This window comes from Streptomyces sp. NBC_00620 (assembly GCF_026341825.1).
Taxonomy (GTDB): Bacteria; Actinomycetota; Actinomycetes; order Streptomycetales; family Streptomycetaceae; genus Streptomyces.
Genome location: NZ_JAPENY010000002.1, coordinates 1,017,149 through 1,033,330 on the forward strand (window position 1 = coordinate 1,017,149; position 16,182 = coordinate 1,033,330).

Annotated in this window: 13 protein-coding genes; 9 read left to right on the top strand and 4 right to left on the bottom strand. The window is 67.7% G+C overall.

Translation table 11 applies throughout. The features are described from left to right. Positions 1 to 3 precede the first annotated feature (3 nt). A complete protein-coding gene (locus OG246_RS23745; RefSeq protein ID WP_266467108.1) occupies positions 4 to 948 on the bottom strand; it encodes an RluA family pseudouridine synthase in 945 nt (314 codons plus the stop codon). Positions 949 to 1,438: 490 nt separating this feature from the next. On the opposite strand from OG246_RS23745, the gene OG246_RS23750 reads away from it, so the two are divergent. From OG246_RS23750 to OG246_RS23760, 3 genes are all read left to right on the top strand, one after another. Continuing rightward, positions 1,439 to 2,479 (top strand): hypothetical protein, encoded by a 1,041-nt coding sequence (locus OG246_RS23750; RefSeq protein ID WP_266470842.1) that lies wholly within the window; start codon positions 1,439 to 1,441, stop codon positions 2,477 to 2,479. A 45-nt stretch (positions 2,480 to 2,524) separates the two neighbouring features. Then, entirely contained in the window at positions 2,525 to 3,868 is a 1,344-nt protein-coding gene (locus OG246_RS23755) for a cytochrome P450 (RefSeq protein ID WP_266467110.1), read from the top strand. Between the two features lie 86 nt (positions 3,869 to 3,954). After that, a complete protein-coding gene (locus OG246_RS23760) occupies positions 3,955 to 4,383 on the top strand; it encodes a VOC family protein (RefSeq protein WP_266467112.1) in 429 nt (142 codons plus the stop codon). Between the two features lie 167 nt (positions 4,384 to 4,550). Here the strand turns inward: OG246_RS23760 and OG246_RS23765 are convergent, their stop codons facing one another. Beyond that, positions 4,551 to 6,119: an amino acid permease gene (locus OG246_RS23765; protein WP_266467115.1), complete on the bottom strand. Its 1,569-nt coding sequence runs from the start codon at positions 6,117 to 6,119 to the stop codon at positions 4,551 to 4,553. A 276-nt stretch (positions 6,120 to 6,395) separates the two neighbouring features. Between OG246_RS23765 and OG246_RS23770 the strand changes: the two genes are divergently transcribed. The 3 genes from OG246_RS23770 to OG246_RS23780 all read left to right on the top strand — a co-directional run bounded on the left by OG246_RS23770 (position 6,396) and on the right by OG246_RS23780 (position 9,036). Beyond that, a complete protein-coding gene (locus OG246_RS23770; protein WP_266467117.1) occupies positions 6,396 to 7,043 on the top strand; it encodes a PadR family transcriptional regulator in 648 nt (215 codons plus the stop codon). 197 nt (positions 7,044 to 7,240) lie between these two features. Further along, entirely contained in the window at positions 7,241 to 8,263 is a 1,023-nt protein-coding gene (locus tag OG246_RS23775; protein WP_266467119.1) for an ATP-binding cassette domain-containing protein, read from the top strand. Then, on the top strand, positions 8,260 to 9,036 hold the full coding sequence (locus tag OG246_RS23780; RefSeq protein WP_266467121.1) for an ABC transporter permease: 777 nt from the start codon (positions 8,260 to 8,262) through the stop codon (positions 9,034 to 9,036). Before OG246_RS23775 ends, OG246_RS23780 begins: the two co-directional genes overlap by 4 nt. A gap of 221 nt (positions 9,037 to 9,257) precedes the next feature. Here OG246_RS23780 and OG246_RS23785 read toward each other — a convergent pair whose 3' ends face one another. Beyond that, entirely contained in the window at positions 9,258 to 10,094 is an 837-nt protein-coding gene (locus tag OG246_RS23785) for a siderophore-interacting protein (protein WP_266467124.1), read from the bottom strand. Positions 10,095 to 10,157: 63 nt separating this feature from the next. Further along, a complete protein-coding gene (locus OG246_RS23790) occupies positions 10,158 to 11,087 on the bottom strand; it encodes a 5'-3' exonuclease (RefSeq protein WP_266470844.1) in 930 nt (309 codons plus the stop codon). A gap of 200 nt (positions 11,088 to 11,287) precedes the next feature. Between OG246_RS23790 and OG246_RS23795 the strand changes: the two genes are divergently transcribed. The 3 genes from OG246_RS23795 to OG246_RS23805 all read left to right on the top strand — a co-directional run bounded on the left by OG246_RS23795 (position 11,288) and on the right by OG246_RS23805 (position 16,092). Then, positions 11,288 to 12,364, top strand: a complete 1,077-nt coding sequence (locus OG246_RS23795) for a glycine betaine/L-proline ABC transporter ATP-binding protein (protein WP_266467127.1) — start codon at positions 11,288 to 11,290, stop codon at positions 12,362 to 12,364. After that, on the top strand, positions 12,357 to 14,966 hold the full coding sequence (locus OG246_RS23800) for an ABC transporter permease/substrate binding protein (protein ID WP_266467131.1): 2,610 nt from the start codon (positions 12,357 to 12,359) through the stop codon (positions 14,964 to 14,966). Before OG246_RS23795 ends, OG246_RS23800 begins: the two co-directional genes overlap by 8 nt. A 154-nt stretch (positions 14,967 to 15,120) precedes the next feature. Further along, positions 15,121 to 16,092, top strand: a complete 972-nt coding sequence (locus OG246_RS23805) for a hypothetical protein (protein ID WP_266467134.1) — start codon at positions 15,121 to 15,123, stop codon at positions 16,090 to 16,092. Positions 16,093 to 16,182: the final 90 nt, after the last annotated feature.

Genomic DNA, 16,182 nt, shown 5'->3' on the forward strand with positions numbered 1-16,182 from the left:
GGGCTACCCGGCCCACTCCTCGTACGACGACCAGGCCTGCAGCACGCGCGGGCTGGCGAACCGGTGCTCGTGCCCCGTGACCGGATCGGTGAACTCCAGGACCCGCGCCAGCAGTTGGAGCGGGCGCCGGAAGTCACCGTCCGCCACGGGGCCGGTCACCACGGGATAGAGGGGATCGCCGAGGATCGGCACCCCCAACGCGTTCATGTGCACCCGCAGTTGGTGTGTCTGCCCGGTGCGGGGTCTCAGCCGGTAGCGGGCCAGGCCGTCGTCCCGCTGTTCCAGCAACTCCACCTCGCTGACGGCATTGGGCTCGCCCTCGACCTCGCGCGCCGCCATGACCCCGCGCTCCTTCACGATCCGGCTGCGCATGGTGCGCGGCAGGGCGAGCGCCGGATCGTACGGGGCGACGGCCTCGTATTCCTTGGTGATGAGCCGGTCGCGGAACAGCGACTGGTACGCGCCGCGCTCCGCCGGGCGCACGGTGAACAGGACCAGCCCGGCGGTGAGCCGGTCCAGGCGGTGGGCCGCGCCCAGTGTGGGAAGGCCCAGCTGCCGGCGCAGCCGCGCAAGCGCGGTCTCCGTGACATGGCTGCCGCGCGGTGTCGTGGCCAGGAAATGAGGCTTGTCGGCGACGACGATGTGCTCGTCGCGGTACAGGACGTCCAGCGCGAACGGCACCGGCACCTCGTACGGCAACTCCCGGTGGAACCACACGAACATGCCCGGCACATACGTCATGTCCCGCGGCACGGCACGCCCGTCGGCGTCCACGATCAGCCCTGCGTCCAGCATCCCGTCGATCACCCCCGCCCCGGCCGCGAGCCGCTCCACCAGATGATCACGCACGGTTGCCCACGAGGCCCCCTGCGGCAGCCGCACCCGCACCGGATCGACCCCGTCGCGCTGCGGCAGGGGGGAGGGCGGGGGCGGAGTACGTCGTCTCATCACGATCAAGCGTACGAGGGGGCACTGACAGCGGCGGTACGAGCCGGTCCCGACCTTGGCTCCTGGGGTCTCCGGCTCAGCTCGGCCGCCGCTCAAACCCCGACCCCAGTGGGGGGCGTGCGCGTCCTGATCGGGCGACCGTTCAAATGTGAGTGCAACACGTTCAAGCCTGGATCAACGGCGGCCACTTCCGGTCTGGACCGAACTGCGATGTGATAGAAGCCGCAACCGCCGAAGGCGGCGCGCCTTGTTCGCGCCACCGCGGAAGGGAGAGCCCGTGGCGCCACTCGTCCCGTCGTCGCCCGCCGTGGCCGCCGCTGCCCCGGCCCTCTTGGAGCACGCCCGTGAGTGGGCACGCCAACAGCGCAGACGGAGATGTCCTCGGACGACACCGTGAAGTACCGATAATCCATCAACTGCTCGGCTTCTCGCTGCCTCGCCCGGCTTCGCGAATTCCGGTGCCATAGAAATGGAGGACTTAGTGCTCACTATGATTCCGACGTATGCGGAGCCCACCCCCCCGACCGTAAGTCCGTACACTCAGAGGATCGAGGAGTACGTTCGCTCACTCGGAGAGAGCCTGGGGCTGAAAGAGACACAGGGTGGCCGAGATCGGCTGGAAGCAGGCTACGGGCAATTTGTTGCCTGGACCTATCCGGAAGCCTCGTTCCGCGATCTCTGCCTCTGCGCGGAATGGCTTTTCTTTACCTTCATCCTGGACGACCTGCACACGTTGAAGGTCTACGACGATCCGGAAGTCTGGGCTCCGGTCCACCGACGCCTGATGGGCATCATCAACACCGGAAAGGACCCTGCCCCCGCCCGGGAGCGGACTCCTTTCACCGAGGCGCTCACCAATCTGTCCATCCGTACTCGCGAAAGGCTCTCGCCGGCGCTCCACCGACGACTGAACCGGCACCTGGACCTGTTCTTCCAGGGATTCACCGAGGAATCCGAGAACCGGTTCCGCGGCACTCCCCCTGGAATTGAAAGTTTCACCCGGACCAGGCGCTTGTCGGTGGGTATGGAGTTCGGCTTCGATCTGGTCGAACTCAGCCAGCGCAGGGAGGTGCCTGAAAGCATCTACGAGACGGGCTTGTTCAGGGAGATCGTCGAAGCTGCGAGCGATGTGGTCGCCTGGCAGAACGACCTGCATTCGATTCACCTGGATGACATGCGTGGAGATTTCCACAACGTTGTCATCGTCATGCAGCATGCCGACGGAGTCACGCTGCAGGAAGCCATCGCCTCGGCCGTTGCCAAGGTTCAGGGACGAGTGGCCGACTTCCTGGCCGCCGAAAGGCAGCTCTGGCCCTTCCTGAAGAGCCGTGGTGTGCCGCCCCGCACCCGTGAAGACATCCTGAAGGTCACTGCGGGAATGCGGCAGTGGACGAACGGATGCCTGCACTGGTACGGGAACACCACCCGCTACACCATCCCCACCGGCTCGGACGAGTCGGATCAGCAGCATGCCCACCTGCAAGAGATGCTCCCGAGCCAGGATCATGCGCTCCGGCACAGTTGCGGGTGATCAGCAAGGAATACGGGCTGGATCGACAAGAAGGGGCAACACGCCATGGCAACGGACCATGAAGGCATCACACAGGCTCCAGGGGCACTGCCGATCGTCGGGCATCTGATTCCCCTGCTCCGTGACCCACTGCGTTTCCTGAAAACCCTCTCCGCCCACGGCGACTTGGTGCAGATACGGCTGGGACCGCAGAAGGCCGTCGTGGTCTGCCGGCCCGAGCTCGTCCAGCAGGTTCTCCTGCATGACCGCATATACGACAAGGGCGGACCCATCATCGAGCGGATCGGGAACGCGCTGGGGAACGGCCTTGCCTCGTGCCCCCACAGCGCTCATCGCCGCCAGCGGCGCAGCTTGCAGCCGGCCTTCTCTCGCGCTTGCCTGCGTGAATACGCGGCCATCATGACCGAGCAAATCGACACGCTCACCATCAACTGGAGCGACGGACGGACTGTCGACGTAGCCGAGCAGATGTACACCTTCGCGAGTGACACCATCGCTCGAACATTATTCACGGCTCCATCCGCGGCACCCGCCATAGACACCGTCAAGGAATGTCTGCCGGATATCTTCCGAGGTATCTACCAGCAGGCTGTCCTCCCGCCTTCGGTGAACCGTCTGCCGCTGCCCTCCAACGTGCGCTACAAGCGGGCTCGCGGCCGAGCATGGGCCGAGGTCAGCAAAACCATCAGCTTGTACCGGCAGGACGACGAGACCCACGGCGATGTGCTGTCGATGCTCCTCAAAACGCGTGACGACGAAGGGGGAGCGCTCGGCGACGCCGAGATCCACGCTCAGATCATGACCCTGCTCGTCGCCGGCATCGAATCCACCGCAGTGGCTCTTACCTGGGCCATGCATCTCCTCTGCCAATACCCCGATGTCCAGGAGCGATTGCGCACCGAGACAGCCGAGGTTCTCGGCACCCGCACCGCCACCTGGGATGATCTTCCCCGGCTCGACCTGGCACGCCGGGTCATCACCGAGACTCTGCGTCTCTACCCGCCCGGATGGATCTTGACTCGAACGACCGCCACCGAAGCGCGGCTGGCGGACGTCGTGATCCCTCCCGAAACCACCCTCATCTACAGCCCGTACCTCATCCATCACGACGCACGATTCAATCCGCGCCCCGACGTCTTCGATCCCGACCGGTGGCTTCCGGAGCAGCAACACGTCCGCGGCGCTTTCATTCCGTTCGGCGGAGGTGCACGCAAGTGCATCGGTGACAACTATGCGATGACCTTGGCGACACTCGCCCTGTCCTCGATCGTGACCCAATGGCGGTTCTCGAGCGCCGAGGAGCAACCGCCGCACATCGAACCCCGTATGACCCTGACCCCGCACGGGGTCCAGGTCCGAGCGGAGTGTCTGCAGGGAGCGCCTGGCTAACGGCGTTTTGCCCAACTGTGCCAGGGCCCCGTGCGCGAAGACACCCTGGGGTTTCGCTGAGCAGTACGCGCCAATACGGTGGCCCGATGATGTCGATCAAGAAGTTCCAGGTCACCTTTGACTGCGCGGAGCCTGAGCGCCTCGCTCGTTTCTGGTGCGAGGTGTTGGGGTACGTCGTGCCGCCGCCACCGGAGGGGTTTGCCACCTGGGACGATTTCAAGCGCTCGCAGCCACTTGAGCAGCAGGACGCATGGTTCGCCTGCGTCGACCCCTCAGGCGTGGGTCCGCGACTGTACTTTCAACGCGTCCCCGAAGGGAAGGCCGCCAAGAACCGGCTGCATCTTGACGTGCGGGTCGGCACCGGGCTCGTGGGTGAAGAGCGCCTCGCCGCACTTGAGGCAGAGTGCGCACGACTCGTCCCGCTCGGGGCGGTACACGTGCGAACACTGTATGACGGCACTGATTCGTGCATCCCGATGCAGGACATCGAGGGCAACGAGTTCTGTATCGACTGAGGGCCCCGCGAACGTGCCCTCGGTCGGTCATGTCCCGCAGAGCGGTGTCCTCCCACACCGTTCGGCGAGACGCCGGCGCACTTCGATGTGCCCCAGACGAGGCGGAAGTCGCAGGTCGCAGCCTGGAACGGTGCAGGAGAACAGTCGTGGCCGCGGACGGCGGAGCCTCAACGGCTGGATTCTGCGGGCACTTCCAGCGGTGCCCCTTCTTCCTCGGCAACCTGCCCTCGATGTGCGCTCTGCCACCGGTACAGGCACCCCAGTGCCACCGTCACCAGCAAGAACAACACCGTGAACCACTGGAAGTACCAGTGCCCGCCCGCCGGGTCGTACACCGCCGCGCGGGGCCAGGCGAGGTTGACGGTCATGAAGAGGCCGTAGACGAGGGCGATCGCGTTGACCGGGATGCCCCAGCGGCCGAGGGAGAAGAGGGGGCGGCCCTCCTCGTCGACGCCGTCCGGGCCGGGGAACTGTCCGCGCAGGCGTCGCACCAGCAGGGGCCCGGTGACCATCGCGTACGCCAGGTACAGCATCACGATGCAGGTGGTGCCGATGGCCAGGAAGGCTTCCGGGGAGGCGAAGTTGAGGAGTAGGACGGCTGCCGCGAGGACGCCGACGACCAGGGCCGGGGCGTTCGGCATACCCGTGCGCGGGTTGACCTTGGCGAGGCGGGCGGAGAAGGGGAGCCGGCCGTCGCGGGCCATGGAGAAGAGCATCCGGGAGGCGGCCGTCTGGATCGCCAGGGTCGCCACCGCGATGGCCACCACCACGTCGGCGAGCAGGGCGCGGCCGACACCGTCGCCGAGGGTGCTGGTCAGCACGTAACTCAGGCCCTCGATCCCGAGTCGTCCGTCCGTGAGGCTGGGGGCGGCGAGCAGTCCGCCGAGGACGATCAGACCGCCGAGCAGGCCCGCCGCGCCGAGCGCGGTGAGGATCGTACGGGGTGCGGTACGGCGTGGATCGCGGGTCTCCTCGCTCATCTCGCCCGCGCTGTCGAAGCCGATCATCACGTACGCCGCCATGAAGGAGCCCACCATCAGCGCCCCGAAGAGGCCGGTGCTGCCCTCGGCGGTGTGGAAGGTGATGCCGGGGGAGCGCTCGGAGTGCGTGAACAGGAGCACGATGATCAAGGCGGCGCCGATGATCTCGGCGGTCACACCGACCCGGTTGATCACGGACATCACCCGGTTGTCGAGGACGTTCACCAGCGTGGTCAGGACGAGCAGGATCACGCCGAAGACCGCCGCGTTGGCCGCACCGTCGGCACTGGTGGGCGTCGGATCGCTGCCCACCAGCTGGAAGCCCGACCAGATCGCCGGCAGCACCATCTGCAGCGCGAGCGCCGCCGCCGCGACCACCACGATCTGCCCGATCACCATGATCCAGCCGGCGAACCAGCCGAAGGAGAGGTTCGAGAGCCGCGAGGACCACTGGTAGATCGCGCCCGAGATCGGATAGCGCGCGGCCAGCTCCGCGAAGCACGCGGCGACCATCAACTGGCCCACGAGGACGGCCGGCCAGGTCCAGAAGAAGACGGGGCCGCCGAACGCGTACCCGAAGGCGAAGAACTGGAAGACGGTCGTCAGTACGGAGATGAAGGAGAACCCGGCGGCGAAAGAGGCGTACCGGCCGAGGCTGCGGTGCAGCTCCTGGCGGTAGCCGAACTCGGCGAGGGAGCCGTCGCCGGGGGACTCGGGAGGGTCGGGGCGGACGTCGGAGGGGGCGGTGGTCGTCACGTGGCACCTGCCTTCGGCGCGGAAGGGTGGGCGGAATTCCTGTCGGGTGACAGAAATTAGGGAGGGCCTGTTTCGCTCGTGTGACGTGGCCATGTCTGGGGCGGGCCTAAGTTCTCACGCCCTTGAGTCGGCAGTCCTCACGCCCTTGCGCCGGGCTCGGAAACGCCCAAGCACCCTTGCGCCCGGCTTCGAATCGCGATACATCGTGTCTATTGACGACTACCCGGAGACGCGATATGTTCGGCCACGGATATTCGGAGACGAGGTGAGGTCGTCATGGCCCTGAAACGGCGCAAGCTGAGCAACCCGCTGGCGCTTGCCGTGATGACGACCCTCCTGCAGAAGCCGATGCATCCGTACGAGATCGCCCAGACGCTGCGCCGCCAGGGCAAGGACACCAGCACGAAGATCAACTACGGATCGCTCTACACGGTGGTGCAGAACCTGGAGAAGCACGGCTTCGTCGAGGTCACGGACGTGGAGCGACAGGGCAACCGCCCGGAGCGCACGATCTACGGCATCACCGACTCCGGGCGCCAGGAGATGACCGAGTGGCTCTCCGACCTGATGGCCGTCCCGGCGCGGGAGTACCCGATCTTCGAGACCGCGCTCTCGCTGATGGGCGCGCTGCACCCCGACGAGGTGACGCGCCTGCTCGAAGAGCGGCTCAACTCCCTCGAGGTGCAGGCCGCGAGCGGCCGGGGAGCGCTGGAGAAGCTGTACGAGTCGCTGCCCCGGATCTTCCTCGTGGAGACCGAGTACCAACTGCACATGGTCGAGGCGCAGGCGGAGTGGGTCCGCGGCTTCCTCGCTGAGATCAAGGCGGGCGCCCTGCCCGGCGTGCAGGCCTGGCGGAGTTTCCACGAGACCGGGGAGATGCCGTCGGAGTTCCAGGACTTGGAGGACCGCCCCATCGACGAGTGACCCGATATGAACAGACCCCGGCAGGGCTGTTGGAGCAGCCCCGCCAGGGTCTCGAACCCCGAACCGGACCCGCGGTGAGGCAGGCCAGGCGATCGAGGTGCGGCACACCCAGGATAGCCCGGCGCTCTTCACGCGGATCGGTCCACATCCGCTGCCTGCGGATGTGCAGTCGTCCGCTCACAAGGAGAGCAGTCGTCATGAATACCCGTGCGCCCGCAGTGCAGGCGCGTCAGCTGATCAAGACCTATCCCGGTGACGTCACCGCCCTGCGCGGCATGGACGTGACCGTCGAGGCGGGCACCGTCTTCGGGCTGCTCGGCCCGAACGGCGCCGGCAAGTCCACCACCGTCAAGATCCTCACCACCCTGGCCCGCCCCGACTCGGGCACCGCCACCGTCGCGGGCCACGATGTGCTGCGCCACCCGGACCGGGTGCGCCGTGCGATCGGCGTGGTCGCCCAGAGCTCCGGCGCGGACCCGGTGGCGACCGGCCGGGAGAACCTTCAACTCCAAGGCAGGCTCTACGGGTTGAAAGGCGCCGACCTGGGCCGCCGGGTGGACGAGCTGCTCGGCCGCTTCAAGCTCGCGGACGCGGCGAAGCGCCCGGTCAAGGGCTACTCGGGTGGCATGCGACGCCGCCTCGATGTCGCCCTCGGCCTGGTTCACCGCCCCGAGGTGCTCTTCCTCGACGAGCCGACCACCGGCCTGGACCCCGAGGCACGCACGGCCATGTGGGACGAGATCGCCCGCCTCGCCGGGGACGAGGGACTGACCATCCTGCTGACCACGCACTACCTCGAAGAGGCCGACCGGCTCGCCGAGCGCATCGCGATCGTCGACCGGGGCCGAGTGGTCGTCGAGGGCACGCCGGACGCCCTCAAGGGTGAACTCCGCGGGGACGCCGTTCACTTGGAGCTGCGCGAAGCGATCGGCGAAGCCGGTCGTACGCTGCTGAACGGCGCCCTCACCCAACTGGGAGGCGTGCACGAGGCGTTGTTCGACGGGCGCCGGATCAGTGTCCGCGCCGACGACGGTGCCTCCGCGATGCCCGCCCTGCTCGGGGCACTTGAGCGGGCCGGGGTCGGCGTCGCCGCCGCGACCGTGGCCCGGCCCTCGCTCGACGACGTCTATCTCCGCTACGCGGGCCGCCGTTACTCCGAGGCGGAGGCCGAAGCGGCCGACTCCACCGGGAACCTCGCACTCGCCGGAGGTGCGCGATGAGCACGGCCGTCTCCCAGACCTGGTACATGACGCAGCGTCAACTCATGGTGTTCGTAAGGCAGCCGGCCTTCCTGCTGATCACGCTGATCCAGCCGGTGGTCTGGCTGTTCCTGTTCGGCAACCTCTTCAAGAAGGTCGTCGAGCTGGGCGGCTTCGGCACCACCTCGTATCTCGACTACCTCGTCCCCGGCGTGGTCGTGATGAGCGCGCTCAGCTCCAACATGTGGGCGGGCATGACCACGCTCGACGAGATCCAGCGGGGCACGCTCAACAGGTTCCTGACCACGCCCGTCAGCCGGGCGGCCCTGATGAACGGCAATGTGGTCAACAACGGCCTGGTCACCGCGTTGCAGTCGGTCATCATCGTGCTGCTCGGACTGCTCGGCGGCGCGGATTATCCGGGCGGGACCGGTGGCGTCCTCATCCTGATCGTCGCCTCGGTGCTGCTCGGCACGATCTTCGGGGCGCTGTCCAACGCGCTGGGCATGCTGGTCCAGGAGCGTGAGTCGATCATCGGCATCAACACGTTCCTGCTGCTGCCGCTGACGTTCCTGTCCACGGCGTTCATGGCACCGTCCCAGATGCCGGGCTGGATGCGGCACATCGCCGACTTCAACCCGCTCAACTGGGCGATGGTGGCGGGCCGTTCGGCGCTTTCCGCGGACCCCGACTGGGGAGACGTGCTCAGCCGGGGCGGTGCGCTGCTCGCGCTGGCGGTCGCGGCGGTGTGGCTGTCGATCCGGACGTTCAGGTCGTACCAGCGGGCGGTCTAAGCAGGTCGGGCGAAGTCCGCTGCGGTTCGGCAGCGCCCTGAAGGGGCGCGGGGAACTGCGCGACCAGCCACGACGGCGCCGCAGACGAGCAAGGGCACATCGTGGCACTTCCAGCGGAGCGCTCAGCACGCGCTGCGCTGGTACGAGGCTTGTCCCGTACGGCGGTTCAGGAGGCGGTCACCCGAGCGTGGCCGCCTTCCGCCGTGCACGTCTCCGGGCGATCAGGCGGACGCCTCCTGCTCCGCCTCCACCTGCGCGTTCCACTCCCGCTTCGTCGCCTGCCAGCCGTCCTCGTTGTGTCCGAGCCGCCAGTAGCCGGAGATCGACAGGTCCTCGCGCGAGAACTCGCGCTCGACCCGCAGCAGCCGGCGCAGCTCCTTCACGAAGCCCGCCTCGCCGTGCACGAAGGCGTGCACCCGGCCCTCGGGGAACTCCAGCGAGCGGACGGCCTCGACGAGCGCCTGGCCGACGGGCCGACCGCCTCGGTGCAGCCAGACGACGTCCACGTCGGAGTTGATCTTCTGCTCCTCCTCGGGCCCAGAGACCTCGACGAAGGCGTGCGCCACGGCGCCGTCGGGCAGCGCCTCCAGGGCGGCCGCGATCGCGGGCAGCGCGCTCTCGTCACCGGCGAGCAGATGCCAGTCCGCGCTCGCGTCCGGTGCGTAGGCGCCGCCGGGGCCCATGAACCGTACGAGCTCGCCCGGCTGGACGTTCGCCGCCCAGGGGCCGGCGAGGCCCTCGTCGCCGTGCACCACGAAGTCGAGGGTCAGCTCGCGGTGTTCGGCGTCCCAGTGGCGCACCGTGTACGTGCGCGTCACGGGCCACTGGTCGCGCGGGAACTCCTCGCGGATGACCTTCATGTCGAACGGCTCGGGGTAGGTGACGCCCTCGGCGCCGAACAGCAGCTTCACATAATGGTCGGTACTGGTGCCGACGGTGAATTCGGCGAGGCCCTCGCCGCCGAGGACGACCCGCTGCATGTGTGGGGTCAGCCGCTCGGTCCGCACCACCAGCGCGGAGTGAGGCTTCGGGGTCCTGCGCTCCGGACGCTCTGCCATGAAGGCCTCCCAATTCACTGTGCTTAGGCTTGCCTAAGTTAGCACCTCTCTCTAGTTAACACCTCAAACCTGAAGAGTCGAGAGCAACCTGTGCAACGAACCGCCCAAACCCCAGCGTACGGCCAGTTCGTCCAGGGCTGCCGGATCGCGCGGCGTGTGCGGCAGCGCGGTGTCGACGTCCGGCAGGGGGACGTCGCCGGCGACCTTGACGACGGTGGGTGCCACGGCGACGTAGGGCCGTGACTCGTCGAGGCGCTTGCGCTGCGAGGGCGTCAGCTTGGCCTTCGGGTCGTCGACGGCGGCCATGATCCCGGCCAGGTCACCGAATTCGGCGAGCAGCTTGGCCGCCGTCTTCTCCCCGATGCCGGGGACACCGGGCAGTCCGTCGCTGGGGTCGCCGCGCAGCAGCGCCAGATCCGCGTAACCCGGGCCGTCGACGCCGTACTTCTCGCGCAGCCATGCCTCGTCGGTGACTTGGAGCATGCCGACGCCCTTGAGGGGATAGAGGACGCGGACTCCCCGCTTGTCGTCGACCAGTTGGTACAGGTCGCGGTCGCCGGTGACGATGTCGACCGGGCCGGTGGAGCGTCCGGCGAAGGTGCCGATCACGTCGTCCGCCTCGTACCCCTGGACGCCCACGCGCGCGATGCCGAGCGCGTCCAGGACGTCCTCGATGACGGGCACCTGGGGGGACAGCGTGTCCGGCACCTCTTCCTCGTCCGGGCCTGTCTCGGTCTCCACCGCCACGCGGTGCGCCTTGTAGGACGGGATCAGATCGACCCGCCACTGCGGGCGCCAGTCCGCGTCCATGCAGGCCACCAGGTCGTCCGGGTGGTGGTCCTTGACCAGGCGGTCGATGAATTCCAGCAGCCCGCGCACGGCGTTCACAGGCGTGCCGTCCGGGGCCTTCACGGAGTCGGGAACCCCGAAATAGGCCCGGAAGTACAGGGAGGCGGTGTCGAGCAGCATCAGGCGTCTGGTCACCCTTCGCATCATGCCGTACGGCACTGACAGCGACCGCCCCACAACGTGACCTGAACCACTCTTGTGTTTGCTGCGCATAAGCGGGGGCAGGCGCCGCTTCTGAGCAGAGCCGGTTGCGTCTTCAACCGTCGTGCAAACGACGTTCGACGGACCAGCCGTTCAAGCGCTCCACCGTCGCAGCGCTCAAACCGTCCGACCGAAAGGCACACGTGGCATCCAGGCTAGAAGCCGAGCACCTGTACAAGGTGTTCGGCAGACGACCCGAAGAGGCGATGGAGCGACTCCAGCAAGGAGTCGACCGTGAGGAACTGCGCGCCGACGGCATCACCGCCGCGGTGATCGACGCCTCCTTCACGGTGGAGCCGGGCCAGATCTTCGTCGTCATGGGCCTGTCCGGTTCCGGTAAGTCGACGTTGCTGCGCATGCTCAACGGACTGCTGGAGCCGACCGGGGGCCATGTGCGCTTCGACGGCCAGGACCTGACGCAGCTCAGCGCCCGCGAACTGCGCGAGGTTCGGGCAAGGAAGATCAGCATGGTCTTCCAGCACTTCGCGCTCTTCCCGCACCGCAGTGTCCGCGAGAACGCGGCGTACGGCCTTGAGGTGCAGGGCGTGCCGCGCGCCGAGCGCAACGAGCGCGCCGCCAAGGCACTTGAACTGGCGGGCCTCGCGGGCTGGGAGAAGTCCTGGCCCGACGAGCTGTCCGGCGGTATGCAGCAGCGCGTTGGCCTGGCCCGCGCGCTTGCCACCGACGCCGATCTGCTGCTGATGGACGAGTCCTTCAGCGCCCTCGACCCGCTGATCCGCCGCGACATGCAGGACCAGCTGATCGAACTCCAGAAGAAGCTCAAGAAGACCATCGTCTTCATCACGCACGACCTCAACGAGGCCATGCGCCTGGGCGACCGGATAGCCGTCATGCGCGACGGCCGCATCGTCCAGATCGGCACCGCCGAGGACATCCTGGTGCGCCCCGCGGACGACTACGTCGCCTCCTTCACCCAGGACGTCGACCGTTCCCGTGTCCTGACCGCGGGCGCGCTCATGGACACCTCGGTCACGCGCGAGGCCCCCCTCTGCGCCTGCGAGACCGCGACCGCCGAGACACCGTTCGCGGAACTGTGCGCGATCAGCGCCCGTCTGTCGCACCGCGTCTCGGTCGTGGACGAGGCCAACCGAGTCATCGGTGTCGTGCAGCGCCAGCGACTGCTCGGCTTCCTCGGCGACGAGGCAGCCGACCCCGCGCCCTGCGACAACCCGGACGGGAAGGTGGCCGTCCATGCCTAGGATTCCGTTCGGTGACTGGGTCAACGACACCGTCGACTGGCTCCTCAACCACATGGCGTGGTTCTTCGACTTCCTCAAGACCGTGTTCGACGGTGCCTACGACGGCGTCAACGCCGTCCTCCAGGCCCCGCAGCCGCTCCTCCTCGCGGGCATCTTCGCCGTGATCGCGTTCTGGCTGCGCGGTACGTCCGCCGGTGTCCTCACCTTCGTGGGATTCGCCTTCATCGACTCCCTCGAACTGTGGGAGGACGCGATGGTGACCCTCTCGCTCGTCCTCGTGGCGACACTGATCGCGCTCGTCATCTCGGTGCCCGTGGGCATCTGGGCGGCACGCTCCGACAGGGTCAGCAGCGTCGTGCGCCCCGTGCTCGACTTCATGCAGACACTGCCCGCGATGATCTATCTCATCCCGGCCATCCTGTTCTTCGGCACCGGCGCCCCCGCGGGCATGGTCGCCACCCTGATCTTCGCGCTGGCCCCCGGCGTCCGTATGACCGAGCTGGGCATCCGGCAGGTCGACAAGGACCTCGTCGAGGCCGCCGACGCGTTCGGCACCACCCCCCGCAACACACTGCTGCGCATCCAGCTGCCGCTGGCCCTGCCCAGCGTCATGGCGGGCGTCAACCAGGTCATCATGCTGGGCCTGTCCATGGCCGCCATCGCCGGCATGGTCGGCACCGGCGGCCTCGGCGGCGACGTGAACCAGGCCATCGGCCAGCTGAACGTCGGCCTCGGCTCCGAGGCGGGCGTCGCCATCGTCATCCTCGCGATCTACCTCGACCGGATGACCAGCGCCCTGGGCACCCAGGTCTCGCCGCTGGGCCGCCGCGCCGCCGCCAGGCTGCGCGCCGCGCAGGGCCTGAAGATCTGGACCTACCGCCCCCGCCCCGCCGTGGCCGTGGTCGGCGTCGTCGTGCTCGCGCTGGTCGCGGGCGGCATGGGCATCTTCGGCGGCACGGACTCGACGTCCACCGCCGCCGACGGCAAGAACGTCGGCCAGGGCAAGAAGATCAGCATCGGCTACATCCCGTGGGACGAGGGCGTCGCCTCCACCTTCCTGTGGCAGGAGATCCTGGAGCAGCGCGGCTACGAGGTCGAGACGAAGCAGCTCGACGCGGGCCCCCTCTACACCTCGCTCGCCCAGGGCGACATCGACTTCGAGACGGACTCCTGGCTGCCGACCACGCACGCGGAGTACTGGAAGAAGTACGGCAAGGACCTCGACGACCTGGGCTCCTGGTACGGCCCCACCTCGCTCGAGCTGAGCGTGCCCTCGTACATGAAGGACATCAACTCCCTGGCGGACCTCAAGGGCAAAGCCGACGAGTTCGGCGGCAAGATCACCGGCATCGAGTCCAGCGCCGGAATGATGAGCCTGCTCAAGACCAAGGTGCTCAAGGAGTACGGGCTCGACAAGGAATACAAGGTCGTCGACAGCTCCACGCCCGCCATGCTGGCCGAGCTGAAGCGCGCGTACGCCAAGAAGGAGCCCGTCGTCGTCACGCTCTGGTCGCCGCACTGGGCGTACAGCGACTACGACCTGAAGAAGCTGAAGGACCCGAAGGCCGCCTGGGGCTCCGGTGACGGCGTGCACACGCTCTCCCGGAAGGGCTTCGCCGAGGAGAACCCGGTCGTCGGCGAGTGGCTCAAGAACTTCAAGATGACCGAGCAGCAGCTCACCAGCCTCGAGTCGGAGATCAACAAGGCCGGCCAGGGCAAGCAGCAGGACGCCGTGCGCGCCTGGCTGAAGAAGAACCCCGGGGTCGTCGACAAGCTGGCCCCGGTGAAGACCGCCACGGCCAGTGCCGAGACCAAGCGCGCGCTGGACGTCGCCTGGTTCCCCTGGGACGAGGACGTCGCCGTCACCTACCTGTGGAAGAACGTCCTGGCCCGGCGCGGCTACACGATGAACATGAAGCAGATGGACGTCGGCCCCGTCTACACGGGCCTTGCCTCCGGTGACCTCGACCTCAACTTCGACGCCTGGCTGCCGTACGCCCAGTCCAACTACTGGGATCAGCACAAGAACGACCTGAGAGACCTCGGTACCTGGTACGAACCGACCTCACTGGAGATCGCCGTCCCGTCGTACGTGAAGGACGTCAAGTCCCTCGCGGATCTCAAGGGCAAGGGCGACACCTTCGGCGGGAAGATCATCGGCATCGAACCGGGCACCGGCGAGATGAACCTGCTCAAGACGAAGGTGCTGCCCGGCTACGGCCTGGACAAGGAGTACAAGGTCGTCGACGGCTCCACGCCCGCGATGCTGGCCGAGCTGAAGCGCGCGTACGCCAAGAAGGAGCCCGTCGCCGTCGTCCTGTGGTCCCCGCACTGGGCCTACAGCGAGTACGAGCTCACCAAGCTCGCGGACGACAAGAAGCTGTTCGGCGAGGGCAACACGATCCGGACCATCTCCAGCAAGGACTTCCCGGAGCAGTACCCGCAGCTCACCGAGTGGATCAAGAATTTCAAGATGAGCGAAGCCGAGCTCGGCAGCCTGGAGGCCGAGATCAAGGACCAGGGCCAGGGGCATGAGGAGGACGCCGTGGCCGCGTGGCTGAAGGAGCACCCGGACATGGTGGAGCGGATGACTCCGCAGTAGTCCGCAAGTTCGCAGGTGGTTCGGCGAGGGGTGGCCCTTCGTCGCACGGGTCCCGTGTCCCGTGTGGCGAAGGCCACCCCTCGCGGAGTTCCCCGGGCCCGCGACTCCTCCGTACGCTCGGCTCTCCCCTTCCCCGTGTTTCTGTGAGACCCCCGTGCGATCTCTCCTCCGCTCCGGCCATCTCGTCGCCCTCCTCGTGGTGCTGGTGACGGCCGTGCCGCCGGGCGCGAGCGCGGAGCCCGCGTCCGCCGCCACGGCGAGGCTCGCCTCGCTCGTCGGGGACGTACGGGAGGCCGACGGCTACGCGTACGACCTGCGGGACGACACCGGCCGCACCATGGACACCGCGCAGATCATCCGGACGCCGGACGGCACATATCTCGCCGTCTACCACTCGACCCTCGCCGACGGCCGCTTCCACTCGGCCGTCGCCACCTCCACGGACCTGCGCACCTGGACCCGCCGCCACGACTTCGGCGCGGGCACCAGCCAGCCCACGCTCGCCGCCGACGGCGCCGGTGGCTACGTACTGGCGTACGAGAAGGATCCGGACAACCACATAGCGGTACGCGGTTACGTCGATCTCGAAGCCCTGCTGGCCGGGAAGGCCGCCCGCGCCTACGACGCGCCGCGCACTCTCTCGCGCTGCGCCGAGGGCACGCCGGACATCACCTCCGTGCACGACGGCACGGTCGAACTCACCGGGCACTACCGGGCGCGGTGCGACACCGACCGTCAACTCCGGGCCACACTCAGGGACTTCACGACCTGGCACGCCGAGCCCGACCAGCGCCTCGACCGGGCGCTGGAGGCCTGGGGGACCAGCGGCAACATAGGCGACCGCTCGTCCCTCGAACTCGGTGGCGGCGAGCTGGTCTTGATAGAGGGGCAGCGGAGGCGCGAGGACTTCGGGAGCTGGCGGACGTACGCCTACGATCCGGCGACCGGACGGGCCGACCGGCTGACCCTGCGCACCCACGGCGCAAGCCAGGCCTTCGCCAATCCTTCCGCGACCCTGCTCACCGACCCGGAGGGGCATCCGGCCCTGCTGGTCAGCGTTTTCGTCCCGAGCGAGGGCGCGGCGCCCGGGGAAGCGGGCCAGCTCCTCTATTGGCGCGAACTGTAACCCTGACCCTCCTTCCATGTGTCGGCGATGTGACGGGTGCGTGAAACGGTTTGCCGAACATGCGTAGGGTGCAAACAACTCATCAGAAGT

What these genes read in the sequence shown, in the direction of transcription:
- OG246_RS23745 (WP_266467108.1), bottom strand. Translation starts at nt 948, where the DNA reads ATGAGACGACGTACTCCGCCCCCGCCCTCCCCCCTGCCGCAGCGCGAC.
- OG246_RS23750 (WP_266470842.1), top strand. Translation starts at nt 1,439, where the DNA reads ATGATTCCGACGTATGCGGAGCCCACCCCCCCGACCGTAAGTCCGTAC.
- OG246_RS23755 (WP_266467110.1), top strand. Translation starts at nt 2,525, where the DNA reads ATGGCAACGGACCATGAAGGCATCACACAGGCTCCAGGGGCACTGCCG.
- OG246_RS23760 (WP_266467112.1), top strand. Translation starts at nt 3,955, where the DNA reads ATGATGTCGATCAAGAAGTTCCAGGTCACCTTTGACTGCGCGGAGCCT.
- OG246_RS23770 (WP_266467117.1), top strand. Translation starts at nt 6,396, where the DNA reads ATGGCCCTGAAACGGCGCAAGCTGAGCAACCCGCTGGCGCTTGCCGTG.
- OG246_RS23775 (WP_266467119.1), top strand. Translation starts at nt 7,241, where the DNA reads ATGAATACCCGTGCGCCCGCAGTGCAGGCGCGTCAGCTGATCAAGACC.
- OG246_RS23780 (WP_266467121.1), top strand. Translation starts at nt 8,260, where the DNA reads ATGAGCACGGCCGTCTCCCAGACCTGGTACATGACGCAGCGTCAACTC.
- OG246_RS23785 (WP_266467124.1), bottom strand. Translation starts at nt 10,094, where the DNA reads ATGGCAGAGCGTCCGGAGCGCAGGACCCCGAAGCCTCACTCCGCGCTG.
- OG246_RS23790 (WP_266470844.1), bottom strand. Translation starts at nt 11,087, where the DNA reads ATGCGAAGGGTGACCAGACGCCTGATGCTGCTCGACACCGCCTCCCTG.
- OG246_RS23800 (WP_266467131.1), top strand. Translation starts at nt 12,357, where the DNA reads ATGCCTAGGATTCCGTTCGGTGACTGGGTCAACGACACCGTCGACTGG.